Below are 11,502 nucleotides of genomic sequence, written 5' to 3'. Positions count from 1 at the left end.
TACAGGGCCGATGCCCGACGCCCAGGCCGGTGCTTGATGCTACCGAGCCCACCACGCGCGGCTGACCAGCTCTCGCCCAGCGTGAAACGGATCACCCATTCGAGCGAAGATTCAACGGGTGGTGCTTGCCATCCAATCGGAGTCGATGACGCCTTCGGCCACGATCACGGCCGGACCGGTCATCTCGATGCTGCCGTCGGGGTGTTCGGAGATCATCAGACGTCCGCCGGGGAGATCCACGGTGTACGTGACGGGACGTCCGGTGACGCCGGGGTCGACGCCGTCGCGGCGCGCGGCGGCAACCATGACGGCGCAGGCGCCGGTTCCGCAGGAACGGGTCTCACCGGAGCCGCGCTCGTGAACGCGCATCGCGACATGGGCGGGACCGCGGTCGACGACGAACTCGACGTTCGTTCCGTCCGGGTAGGCGGATGCGGGCTGCACGGGCGGGGCGGTGAGCAGGTTGCCCGCGTGCGCCAGGTCCTCGACGAAGGCGACGGCGTGCGGATTGCCCATGTTGACATGGCGCGCGGGCCAGCTGCGCTCCCCGACGGCAACCGTGACCTCGCCGTCGGGGAGGATCGCTGTCCCCATACCGACGGTGATCCCGCCGCCCGCGCTCGCCTTGGCGATGTGCACCCGGCGCACCCCGGCCCGGGTGGCGATCGCGAGATCGCCCTCGGCCACCAGACCCGCGCGCTGCAGATAGCGCGCGAAGACGCGGACCCCGTTGCCGCACATCTCGGCGATGCTGCCGTCGCTGTTGCGGTAGTCCATGAACCATTCGGCCTCGCCGGCCATCCCGGCGGCCTCCGGATGCGCGGCGGACCGCACGACATGCAGTAGCCCGTCCCCGCCGATCCCGGCGCGCCGGTCGCACAGCTTTGCGACGGCGGCGGCGGAAATGCCGAGGCCGTTGTCGGGGTCGGGAACGATCACGAAGTCGTTCTCGGTGCCGTGCCCCTTGAGGAAGGGGATATACGTGGAGCTCACACCCCGATCCTACGGGTCCGCTCGCCGGGCGGTCGCTTCGCGTGGGAGAGCCGTCGACGGGCCCTTCCACGGCCCAGGCCGGCGGCGGCCCGCCGGCTCACTTACGGTGCGGGTCGGCTGCGAGCGGGGGGTGACGGGGAGGACGGGCGGAGCCCCGACAGGCGTCCGCTCTGCCCGAAGCACGTTGCCTCACGCCTGTACCGCCGGTCCCCCGCATGCGGAGCCCGGTCGTGGCGAGCGTCAGCGAAGGCGGGCCACGCGCCAGATCGCAAGGGCCGCGAGGGTGCCGAGGACCAGGACGTAGAGGGCGATGACGCGCCAGTCGGTGCGTGCACCGGAGCCGCGGGGCGGGAGGCCCGGCCAGGTGAGGCCGACGCGGCGGCCGGCCATCATGCCCCAGCCCGCCGCGCAGCAGCTGATCAGCAGGCCGAGCATCGCAACGACCGCTCCGCCGTCGCCGAATTCGAAGGCGAGCGGAAAGGCGAACATCAGCGATCCGGCGGCCGCGAGGCCCACGATCGGGGCGATCTGCCAGATCCGCAGCCGCCGCGGCGGACGCAGCTCACGGAAGGACTCGCCGCCCGCGGTCTCGTTCTCCGGACCGTCCGGCGTGAGTTCGTCCGGCTGCTCGTCCTGCGGCTGATGCGGTTTGTCGCGAGGGCCGGCCTCCATAGCCACGCGCCCTCCCAACTCCGACTTCACGGCTCGATCGAAGGTCGATGATGACACGCTCTTCGAGGCCCGGAAGACGCGCGGAGCGTCCCGATGCCATCACGTGATCAGGCTGTGACCGCTCGTTCCACCAACGTCAACGACCGCCCCACAAGTTCCGCGCGGTGGTCGGCCGCCCCGCTCAGCCAGTGCACCCGCGGGTCGCGGCGGAACCACGAGTCCTGACGGCGCGCGAAGCGTTTGGTGGCGCGAACCGTCTCGGCGCGCGACTCCTCCTCGGTGCACTCCCCCGCCAGAAAGGCGAGCACCTGCTGGTAGCCGAGGGCGCGCGACGCCGTACGCCCCTCGCGGAGGCCGACGGCTTCCAGAGCCCGTACCTCGTCGAGGAGCCCTGCGTTCCACATTCCGTCGACGCGCGCGGCGATCCGTGCGTCCAGTTCCGGCCGTCCGACGTCCACCCCGATCTGCACGGTGTCGTAAACCGCATCGTGACCAGGGAGGTTGGCCGTGAAGGGACGGCCGGTGATCTCGATGACCTCGAGCGCCCGTACGATCCGCCGACCGTTGCTGGACAGGATCGCCCGCCCTGCCTCCGGGTCCGCGGCGGCGAGCCGGGCGTGCAGTGCCGGCGAGCCATCGGCCTTCAACTCGGCTTCCAGGCGCGCGCGTACTTCCGGATCGGTACCGGGGAACTCCAGCGCGTCGATGGCCCCCCGCACATACAGGCCGGAGCCGCCCACCAGGACCGGCGTGCGTCCCTCCGCCAGCAGCCGGTCGATCTCCGCCCGTGCGAGCCGCTGGTACTCGGCGACGCTCGCGGCTTCCGTGACGTCCCAGATGTCCAGCAGCCGGTGCGGTACGCCCTGGCGCTCGGCCGGGGTCAGCTTGGCCGTGCCGATGTCCATGCCCCGGTACAGCTGCATCGAGTCGGCGTTGACGACCTCACCGCCGAAGTGCCGGGCCAGGGCAACACCCAGATCGGACTTTCCGGCCGCGGTGGGCCCGACGACGGCGATGACCCGGGGCGCGGGAGTTGTGCTTCTCACCGGCACAGTCTTGCAAACGTGGGGACCTCTCCTCGAATGAGTGACGTGACGGCCCACCCTCCGGTTCGTTTCGTGTTGCGAGGTTCCGCGCGCCGGTTTACGGACCGGTGCAGCCGGGCGACGCAATGGGACGCTCCGGGCTGCGCGGGATTTCGCTCACACGAGTAGGGTATGGAGTTGATATGGGCGTGTTTGCAAGGTTTCGCCGTCATTCGTCCGCGGCGTCAACCGAGGCGGCGGCTCCCGCCACTCTGACGGCGGAATCCGCGGAAGCGGCAGCCGTCGAGGAGACCGGGGCCGCGGAGTCGCCCGGGACCGCGGATGCGGTCGAGATCCCGAAGCAGCAGTCCGCGGAGGAAGCCGCCGACAGCGAGGCCGGGGAAGGCGTCCGGAAGTAGTCCGCCGACCAGGGAAGGTGCCCCATGGGAATGATGGACACGATCAAGGCCAAGCTCCACAGGGACAAGGCCCGGGGCCCTGCGCGAGAGCAGGGGGACAAGATCGAGCAGGGCATGGACAAGACCTCGTCCATGGCCGACGAGAAGACCAAGGGCGAACACAGCGGCCGGATCGACGCCGGCACGGACAAGGCCAAGGACACCCTTCGCCGTCAGTCCGGAAAGGACGAAGGCAGCGGCACCTGACCTCGGCACGGTGTACGGCCGCGAAGCCCCGCGCTTCGCGGCCGTCGGCGCGTCTAGGACCAGGTGGCGACGGAGTAGCCCACGCCGTACGGGGCTTCGTCGTACAGCAGCTCGCCGCCCAGCCCGACGCCTTCGCCTGCTCCCGCGAGGACCTGCCAGGGCGCGCGCCCTGCGGCCTGCAGCTCGCGGGCCAGCTTCTCGTCGAGCGCCAGCAGGGCCGCGGTATCCGCCGCTCCCAGCGCCCGCGCCGCCTGGGCGTCGAAGCCTGCGGCCCGCTCGTCGAGGTAGCCGGGTGCCTTCAGGGTCCGGCAGGCGCTGCCGTCGCCCATCACCAGGAGCGCGGTCCGCTCACGGCCTGCGGCCAGCTCACGGCCCACCTGGGCACAGCGGTCGGCGGCGAGCGGCTCGCCGACCCCGAAGCCTTCGACGGGGGCCGCCGCCCAGCCGGTCCACTCGAGCAACCAGGCGCCGACGGCCAAGGAGGGCGGCAGCTGCCGCCCCGGGGTGTCGACACCGGCCCCCAGTCGGACCTCCCGGTCGACTCCGAAGCCGCGGAACGAGCCTGTCGCGCCCTGGAGGTGCGGGCCGCGGCCGTCCTCGTCGGCCGGGCCGATCACGACCAGGCGGTCGGGGCGGGCGGCAGCGAGTACGGAGACTGCGGCGGAGCAGGCGGTGCGGAGTGCGTCCAGCTCCGGTGCGGCACCGGCGGCCACATCGGGGACGAGGAGCGGCGCGGAAGGAGCTACGGCGGCGGCGACAAGCATGCCGAAACCCTACGCGCGCCGGGATGCGGCTCCTCGCCGTTCTCCGGCCGGGAGTCCGCGCCGGCAGGCAGAGCCGCTGCCGGTCCGGAACCTCCGCCCTGGGGGACCCGGCACCTGCGCCGCACACGGAGACCCGGGGATGAACGGGCGCCGGCTGGGGCGCGGAGCTGGGGCGCGGAGCGGTCCCGGCCTGCGAGGTCAGTCGCAGCCGCAGCCCGGCCCGGAGGCCGGTACGGGGGCGGGCACGCCGACGGTCGGCAGGCCCAGCATCACGCCGGAAGGCGCCTCGGGGGCCGCGTTCCGGCGCTCCCAGGCGTCGCCCGCGGGCGTACGCCGGACGCCCTTCGCCGGGCCCTCGGCCAGCAGGTGGTGCGGGGCGGCGTAAGTGATCTCGACCGCCACCACATCGCCCGGCCGGACCGGCTCCTCCGGCTTGGTGAAGTGCACCAGGCGGTTGTCGGGAGCGCGGCCCGAGAGCCGGTGGGTCGCCCCGTCCTTACGGCCCTCGCCCTCCGCGACGAGCACCTCCAGCGTCCGCCCGATCTGCTTCTTGTTCTCGGACCAGCTGATCTCCTCCTGGAGGGCCACCAGCCGCTCGTAACGCGCCTGCACGACCTTTTTCGGAATCTGCCCGTCCATGTCCGCCGCCGGTGTCCCGGGGCGCTTGGAGTACTGGAAGGTGAAGGCCTGCGCGAAGCGTGCCGCGCGCACCACGTGCATCGTCTGCTCGAAGTCCTCCTCGGTCTCGCCGGGGAAGCCCACGATGATGTCGGTGGAGATGGCGGCGTCGGGCATCGCGGCCCGCACCTTCTCGATGATTCCCAGGTAGCGGTCCTGCCGGTACGAGCGTCGCATCGCCTTCAGGACCGTGTCCGAGCCCGACTGCAGCGGCATGTGCAGCTGCGGCATGACGTTCGGCGTCTCGGCCATCGCCGCGATCACGTCATCGGTGAAGTCGCGGGGGTGCGGCGAGGTGAAGCGGACCCGTTCCAGTCCCTCGACGGCGCCGCACGCCCGCAGCAGCTTCGAGAACGCTTCCCGGTCGCCGATGTCGGAGCCGTACGCGTTGACGTTCTGCCCGAGCAGCGTGATCTCCGTGACTCCCTCGGCGACCAGCGTCTCCACCTCGGCCAGGATGTCGCCCGGCCGCCGGTCCTTCTCCTTGCCGCGCAGCGCGGGCACGATGCAGAAGGTGCAGGTGTTGTTGCAGCCGACGGAAATGGAGACCCACGCCGCGTACGCCGACTCGCGCCGCGTCGGCAGCGTCGAGGGAAACGCCTCCAGCGACTCGGCGATCTCGACCTGCGCCTCCTCCTGGATGCGTGCCCGCTCCAGCAGCACCGGAAGGCTCCCGATGTTGTGCGTGCCGAAGACGACATCGACCCACGGCGCCCGCTTCACGATGGTGTCGCGGTCCTTCTGGGCGAGGCAGCCGCCGACGGCGATCTGCATCCCGGGCCGCTTCGCCTTCATCGGGGCGAGCCGGCCGAGATTGCCGTACAGCCGGTTGTCGGCGTTCTCCCGCACCGCGCAGGTGTTGAAGACGACGATGTCGGCGTCGCCCTCGGCGTTGCCTTCGGGCGACCGGACATAGCCGGCGTCCTCCAGGAGCCCGGAGAGCCGCTCGGAGTCGTGGACGTTCATCTGGCACCCGTAGGTGCGGATCTCATAGCTTCGATTGACGCCCACTGCCTGACTCCGGTCGCTGCTGCCCATGCGACAAGGGTAGGCGGTACCTCGGGCGACTCCCGCCCCCGGAGTCTCTCGGCAGGATCCGCCCCCGGGACGCACAGGATGTGGCTGGCGCGGGGCGGCGTCGAGGGCACAGGCACGGTCGGGACGCATGGGGCCGAGGCTTCGCCGCCCGCCGCCAGCCGCCGCAGCCGCAGCCCGCCCAAGGTCCGAGGCCGCACGGCTAGGGTTCTCCGGCGTCACCGCGTCCGGTCCTGACCGCGATACCGCGGGGGAAACACCGTGGCTACCCCGCCACCACGTCCTCCGCCTCGCCCGGGGCCGCTGTACGGCTGTGCTGCGACCGCCCGGCCGGCGGTCGCAGCACAGGCGGACGGTTACGCTCAGCGCAGCGGCTGCAGTTCACTTCCGCCGCCCCCGTCGCAGAATCCATGCGGCTGAACGTCAGGCCCGCCGCCGTCGCGTCGGTCAGGGGCGATCCCTGGTCCTCAGTGGCAGTGAGCTGGCAGGATCGCGCCCATGGTCCCGGCTCTCCCCCGTATCGGCAGGCGCCGCGCCGTGCAGGCCGCGGTCGCGGCCGCCGTCGCGCTGGCGCTGCTGCTGTGGTGGCTGCTGCCGTTCGGGCAGACCGCGCCGACGCAGGGCACGGTGTCCTTCACGACGGGGGTGCCCACCGGGGTCTACTCCCGCTACGGGGAGCTGCTGAAGCGGCATCTGGCCAAGGACCTCCCCGGTGTCGATATGCGGCTGCAGTACAGCGAGGGGTCCGTCCAGAACATCGAGCGGCTGGTCTCCGGCGAGGCGGGCTTCACCATCGCCACATCGGACGCCGTCGCGACCTACCGCGACCGGGGCGGCAAGGACGCGGACCGGCTGCGCGCCTGTGCCCGCTTGTACGACGACTACATGCAGCTCGTGGTCCCCGCCGGTACGGGCGTGGACAGCGCTGCCGAGCTGCGCGGGAAGCGCGTCGCCATAGGTCAGCAGGGCTCCGGGGTCAGCCTGATAACGGGCCGGCTGCTCAAGGCCGCCGGGCTCGACCCCCGGAAGGACATCGAGCCGGTCCGGGTGGGCATCGACAAGATGCCCGATCTGCTGCGCGAGGGGAAGATCGACGCCTTCTTCTGGTCCGGCGGGCTGCCGACCGGGGCCGTCACCGATCTCGCCGACGACTTCGGCATCCGGCTGGTACAGCTCGGTGACCTCGTCGACAAGCTGCACGCGCAGGGCGCCGCCACCCGCTACTACCGGGCCGCCGGGATGCCTGCGGACGCGTATCCCGGGGTGCAGAACGGCAAGGCGGTGAAGACGCTCGCCGTGAGCAATCTCCTGGTCACCACGGACCGCATGGAGCCCGGGCTCACCGAGGGCATCACACGCACGGTGATCGACAGCCGGGACAGGATCGGCAGCCAGGTGCACGCGGCGCAGCTGGTGGACCTGCGGACGGCGATCTTCACCGATCCGCTGACGCTGCACGAGGGCGCACGCCGCTACTACCGCTCGGTCAAGTCCTGACCCGCGGCTCCGGCCGGCGGGGTGTCGGCGGACTGTTCGACTCCTCGGCAGCGATAACCGCCGCGCATCGGTGGTAGACCGCAGACAAGGCACCCCCACCCGCACCGTCCCCCCGGGACATCTCGGACCATCGGAGCCGCCGTCATGCATGACGACCGCAGCATCGTCGAACACCGTCTGCACCGTGTCCTCAACGAGCGCATCCAGCCTGCCGTTTACAGCACCCCTGAGCCCCTGGCGGTCGAGCGGTGGGACGCGCCGGGCGAACCGGTATCGGTCGCCGACGGGCTGTCCGCCTCCTACGAACCCTCGGCAGCGGGCGACCGTTGGGGCCCGGCCTGGGGCACCACCTGGTTCAAGGTCAGCGGCCGGGTCCCGGAGGCTTGGGCGGGCCGCGCCGTCGAGGCCGTACTCGATCTGGGATTCGACCGGCAGATGCCCGGCTTCCAGTGCGAGGGGCTGGTCTACCGACCCGACGGGGAAGCGGTGAAGGCGCTCAACCCGCGCAACGACTGGGTCCGTATCGGCGACCGCGTGCAGGGCGGAGAGGAGGTACTGCTGTACATCGAGGCGGCCTCGAACCCGGTCCTGGCCGACCACGCCCCCACGTACGAGGGCGACCGGCTCACCGCGAGCGACGAGCCGCTCTACCGGATCGCCCGGATGGATCTCGCCGTCTTCGAGCCGGAGGTGTGGGAACTGGTCCAGGACCTGGAAGTCCTGGGCGGGCTGATGCTGGAGCTTTCCGAGGGCGACGCGCGCCGCTGGGAGCTGCTGCGGGCGGTCGAGAGCGCGCTGGACGCGCTGGACCTGACCGACATCCCGGGTACGGCGGCACGCGCGCGTGAGCAGTTGGCCGGGGCGCTGGCCTCGCCCGCCAACGCCTCCGCTCACCGGATCAGCGCGGTCGGGCACGCGCACATCGACTCGGCGTGGCTGTGGCCGCTGCGCGAGACGGTCCGCAAGGTGGCGCGCACCTCCTCCAACATGGTCAACCTGATGGAGGACCACCCGGAGTTCATCTTCGCGATGTCGCAGGCGCAGCAGCTGGCCTGGATCAAGGAACACCGGCCGGAGGTCTACGCCAAGGTCAAGAAGAAGGTCGCGGACGGGCAGTTCATACCGGTCGGCGGCATGTGGGTGGAGTCCGACACCAACATGGTCGGCGGGGAGGCCATGGCCCGGCAGTTCCTGTACGGGAAGAAGTTCTTCCTCGACGAGTTCGGGATCGAGACCAAGGAGGTGTGGCTGCCGGACTCCTTCGGCTACACCGCCGCGATGCCGCAGATCGTGAAGCTGTCGGGGTCGACCTGGTTCCTGACCCAGAAGATCTCCTGGAGCCGGACGAACAAGTTCCCGCACCACACCTTCTGGTGGGAGGGCATCGACGGGACCCGTGTCTTCACACACTTTCCGCCGGTGGACACCTACAACTCCGATCTGAGCGGCCGGGAGATGGCGCACGCCGCCCGCAACTACCAGGAGAAGGGGTGCGGTTCACGCTCCCTGGCGCCGTTCGGCTGGGGCGACGGCGGTGGCGGCCCCACCCGCGAAATGCTGGCGCGGGCCCGGCGCCTGGGGGACCTGGAGGGCTCGCCGAGGGTGACCATCGAGAAGCCGTCGGCCTTCTTCGAGGGGGCGCACGCGGAGTACCCGGACGCCCCTGTCTGGGCGGGCGAGCTGTATCTGGAGCTGCACCGCGGGACCTACACCTCGCAGGCCAAGACCAAGCAGGGGAACCGGCGCAGCGAGTCCCTGCTGCGCGAGGCCGAGCTGTGGGCGGCTACGGCCGCCGTCCGGGTGCCCGGCTACTCGTACCCGTACGAGGACCTGGAGCGGATCTGGAAGACCGTGCTGCTGCACCAGTTCCACGACATCCTGCCGGGCTCGTCGATCGCCTGGGTGCACCGGGAGGCGCGCGAGACGTACGCGCGCGTGCGCGAGGAGCTGGAGACCATCACGGCGGCCGCGCAGACGGCGCTGGCGGGGGATGGCGACGGCACGCTCGTCTTCAACGCGTCTCCGCACGCCCGGCGCGGGGTGCCGGCCGGCGGTGCGGCTGTGCAACCGGGCCGTACGGGCGAGCCGGTCACCGTCACGGACCGCGAGGGCGGCGGCCATGTGCTGGCGAACGGCCTGCTGCGGATCGAGATCGACGGGCGCGGGCTGGTCGTCTCGGCGTACGACCTCGGCGCCCGGCGCGAGGCCGTCGCCCCCGGACTTGCCGCGAACCTGCTGCAGATCCACCCGGACTTCCCCAACATGTGGGACGCCTGGGACATCGACGAGTTCTACCGGCACAACGTCACCGACCTGGTGGAGCTGGAGGAGCTGGCCGTCGAGGAGGCGGACGAGGAGCAGGCCGTGCTGCGGGTGGCCCGGTCCTTCGGCGCGTCCTCGGTGGTGCAGCGCCTCACCCTGCGCTCCGGCGCGAAGGTACTGGACATGGACACCGAGATCGACTGGCACGAGACGGAGAGGTTCCTGAAGGCGGCGTTCCCGCTGGATGTGAAGGCCGACCGGTCCGCCGCGGAGACGCAGTTCGGGCACGTCTTCCGTGCCACCCACACCAACACCTCGTGGGAGGCGGCGAAGTTCGAGATCTGTGCCCACCGCTGGATCCGGATCGAGGAGCCGGGCTGGGGGGCGGCGCTGGTCAACGACTCGACATACGGCCATGACGTCACCCGGGACATCCGCGAGGACGGCGGCCAGACCACGACCGTGCGGCTGTCCCTGCTGCGCGCGCCCCGCTACCCGGACCCGGAGACCGACCAGGGCGGTCACCGGCTGCGCTTCGCGCTCGCGCCCGGCGCCACGGTGACCGACGCGGTCCGCGAGGGCCACTGGATCAATCTGCCGGAGCGGTCCGTGCCGGGGTCCGGGACCGTGGAGCCGCTGGTGTCGGTGGACAACGACCAAGTGGTCGTGGAGGCAGTCAAGCTGGCGGAGGACCGCAGCGGCGATCTGGTCGTACGGCTGTACGAGTCGGGCGGTGGGCGGGCCGGAGCAGTGCTCACGGCGGGATTCCCGGTCGCGTCCGTGACCGGGACGGACCTTCTGGAGCGCCCGTCGGCCGACGCACCCGCGTACGAGGTATCGGCGGACGGGAGTGTGCAGCTGGCCCTGCGGCCGTTCCAGATCCTGACGTTGCGCCTGGCACCGCGCGCGTAGGGGCTGTCTCTCGTAGCCCACCGGCCGGCGGCGCCCCACAGCGGCGTCGCCGGCCCCGGGACGAAAGGATGACTGCTCGCCCCGGGAGTCGGCGGTCCGGCCCGAAGGGTCCGGCGCGGGCGTGCTGTTCGCGCGCCGGCCGGGAGGGCACTCCCTGGCTCGAGGCAGGAAAGGGCGAGTTCAGCGGGGGTTTCCGACCGTGCCGGACGACAGAGCGCCACAGCCGGAACCGTGCCACTCCGATGATGTGCCCCAGCGCTTCGGGGCGTTCAACCGGTATGCCCGCGGCGGGTGAAGGGGCGAATTCCGGGGTGACCGTCCGCGCGGCTCACACACAGCGGCCATTGAATGGGCAAAACTCCCACCGTTCCGGACATACCGGGACGTTCAATCGGACTCGTTGGGAGAATTACCAATGCGCCCCCACCTCTCTCGAACCGCTCTGCTCGCCGCGGCCCTCCTCGGAGGAATGATCGTCACGCCGACGGCGGCTGCCCAGGCTCCCGGCCGGGCCGCCCTGCCGGACTGCACCGTGCGCTCCGCGGACATCGACGTGGCCGTGGACGCCGCAACAAGGTCGGCGACGACCACCGCCACCTGGGACGTCTCCTGCCTGACGCCCGCCAACGTGACGGCCGAGCTGCGGATCGAGTCCCCCCACCGCCTCCAGCGGCCGGTGAAGAGCAGCTTCGGCTCCCGGTTCACCGGCCGCACATGGACGAGCGGCACGGTCGACCCCATCAACCCGGCGCAGACCGCGGTCCTCACCCTCAGCGCGGACGGCACGATCATCGGCCAGATCCGCGAGTGCGCCAAGAAGGCCGACGGAACCGACTCCTGCTACGACGGCACGCCCCTCCCCACCCCCTCCACCCCGACGGCTAAGGAGATCCTGCACAGGTTCTTCGGCTGACGGACCGGTCCGCCGGGCTCGGGTGAGCTCGTGCAGAGGACCGGAGGTAGTACCTCGTCGGACCCGGCCGGGTGCGTGATGCGCGG

At 71.4% G+C, this 11,502-nt stretch carries 10 protein-coding genes; 5 read left to right on the top strand and 5 right to left on the bottom strand.

Features of this window, described 5'->3' with window-relative positions:
• Positions 1-111: 111 nt before the first annotated feature.
• The 3 genes from dapF to miaA form a co-directional block, all read right to left on the bottom strand.
• Complete coding sequence (gene dapF / locus ABZW18_RS23890; protein ID WP_356190697.1) at positions 112-993, bottom strand: diaminopimelate epimerase; 882 nt, start codon at positions 991-993, stop codon at positions 112-114.
• Positions 994-1,233: 240 nt separating this feature from the next.
• Positions 1,234-1,665, bottom strand: a complete 432-nt coding sequence (locus ABZW18_RS23885) for a hypothetical protein (RefSeq protein ID WP_356190762.1) — start codon at positions 1,663-1,665, stop codon at positions 1,234-1,236.
• A 107-nt stretch (positions 1,666-1,772) separates the two neighbouring features.
• Positions 1,773-2,711, bottom strand: coding sequence for a tRNA (adenosine(37)-N6)-dimethylallyltransferase MiaA (miaA, locus tag ABZW18_RS23880; protein WP_356190695.1), 939 nt, complete (start codon positions 2,709-2,711; stop codon positions 1,773-1,775).
• A gap of 182 nt (positions 2,712-2,893) precedes the next feature.
• On the opposite strand from miaA, the gene ABZW18_RS23875 reads away from it, so the two are divergent.
• On the top strand, positions 2,894-3,109 hold the full coding sequence (locus ABZW18_RS23875; protein WP_356190693.1) for a gliding motility protein: 216 nt from the start codon (positions 2,894-2,896) through the stop codon (positions 3,107-3,109).
• Positions 3,110-3,139: 30 nt separating this feature from the next.
• Entirely contained in the window at positions 3,140-3,355 is a 216-nt protein-coding gene (locus tag ABZW18_RS23870; RefSeq protein WP_356190691.1) for an antitoxin, read from the top strand.
• 53 nt (positions 3,356-3,408) lie between these two features.
• Here the strand turns inward: ABZW18_RS23870 and ABZW18_RS23865 are convergent, their stop codons facing one another.
• Positions 3,409-4,119 carry a hypothetical protein gene (locus ABZW18_RS23865; RefSeq protein ID WP_356190689.1) on the bottom strand — a complete coding sequence of 237 codons (711 nt, stop codon included), beginning with the start codon at positions 4,117-4,119 and terminating at the stop codon, positions 3,409-3,411.
• 198 nt (positions 4,120-4,317) lie between these two features.
• Positions 4,318-5,835, bottom strand: a complete 1,518-nt coding sequence (gene miaB / locus ABZW18_RS23860) for a tRNA (N6-isopentenyl adenosine(37)-C2)-methylthiotransferase MiaB (RefSeq protein ID WP_356190686.1) — start codon at positions 5,833-5,835, stop codon at positions 4,318-4,320.
• Between the two features lie 495 nt (positions 5,836-6,330).
• Here miaB and ABZW18_RS23855 point away from each other — a divergent pair, with 495 nt between their 5' ends.
• The 3 genes from ABZW18_RS23855 (at position 6,331) to ABZW18_RS23845 (ending at position 11,416) form a co-directional block, all read left to right on the top strand.
• Positions 6,331-7,329, top strand: a complete 999-nt coding sequence (locus ABZW18_RS23855; protein WP_356190683.1) for a TAXI family TRAP transporter solute-binding subunit — start codon at positions 6,331-6,333, stop codon at positions 7,327-7,329.
• A 144-nt stretch (positions 7,330-7,473) separates the two neighbouring features.
• The gene (locus tag ABZW18_RS23850) at positions 7,474-10,503 is read left to right on the top strand and encodes a glycoside hydrolase family 38 C-terminal domain-containing protein (RefSeq protein ID WP_356190681.1); all 3,030 of its coding nucleotides are present in this window, start codon (positions 7,474-7,476) and stop codon (positions 10,501-10,503) included.
• Positions 10,504-10,918: 415 nt separating this feature from the next.
• A complete protein-coding gene (locus ABZW18_RS23845; RefSeq protein ID WP_356190679.1) occupies positions 10,919-11,416 on the top strand; it encodes a hypothetical protein in 498 nt (165 codons plus the stop codon).
• Positions 11,417-11,502 lie beyond the last annotated feature (86 nt).

Origin of the sequence: Streptomyces sp. NPDC004647, assembly GCF_040609575.1 — a bacterium.
Taxonomy (GTDB): Bacteria; Actinomycetota; Actinomycetes; order Streptomycetales; family Streptomycetaceae; genus Streptomyces.
Note: the sequence above shows the minus strand (reverse complement) of the source record. Positions and strands in the feature narration are given on the sequence as shown.

Bases quoted from the DNA above. Each gene is read 5' to 3' on its own strand.
- ABZW18_RS23875 (WP_356190693.1), top strand. From the start codon at position 2,894: ATGGGCGTGTTTGCAAGGTTTCGCCGTCATTCGTCCGCGGCGTCAACC.
- ABZW18_RS23870 (WP_356190691.1), top strand. From the start codon at position 3,140: ATGATGGACACGATCAAGGCCAAGCTCCACAGGGACAAGGCCCGGGGC.
- ABZW18_RS23885 (WP_356190762.1), bottom strand. From the start codon at position 1,665: ATGGAGGCCGGCCCTCGCGACAAACCGCATCAGCCGCAGGACGAGCAG.
- ABZW18_RS23850 (WP_356190681.1), top strand. From the start codon at position 7,474: ATGCATGACGACCGCAGCATCGTCGAACACCGTCTGCACCGTGTCCTC.
- ABZW18_RS23845 (WP_356190679.1), top strand. From the start codon at position 10,919: ATGCGCCCCCACCTCTCTCGAACCGCTCTGCTCGCCGCGGCCCTCCTC.
- ABZW18_RS23865 (WP_356190689.1), bottom strand. From the start codon at position 4,119: ATGCTTGTCGCCGCCGCCGTAGCTCCTTCCGCGCCGCTCCTCGTCCCC.
- miaB (WP_356190686.1), bottom strand. From the start codon at position 5,835: ATGGGCAGCAGCGACCGGAGTCAGGCAGTGGGCGTCAATCGAAGCTAT.
- ABZW18_RS23855 (WP_356190683.1), top strand. From the start codon at position 6,331: ATGGTCCCGGCTCTCCCCCGTATCGGCAGGCGCCGCGCCGTGCAGGCC.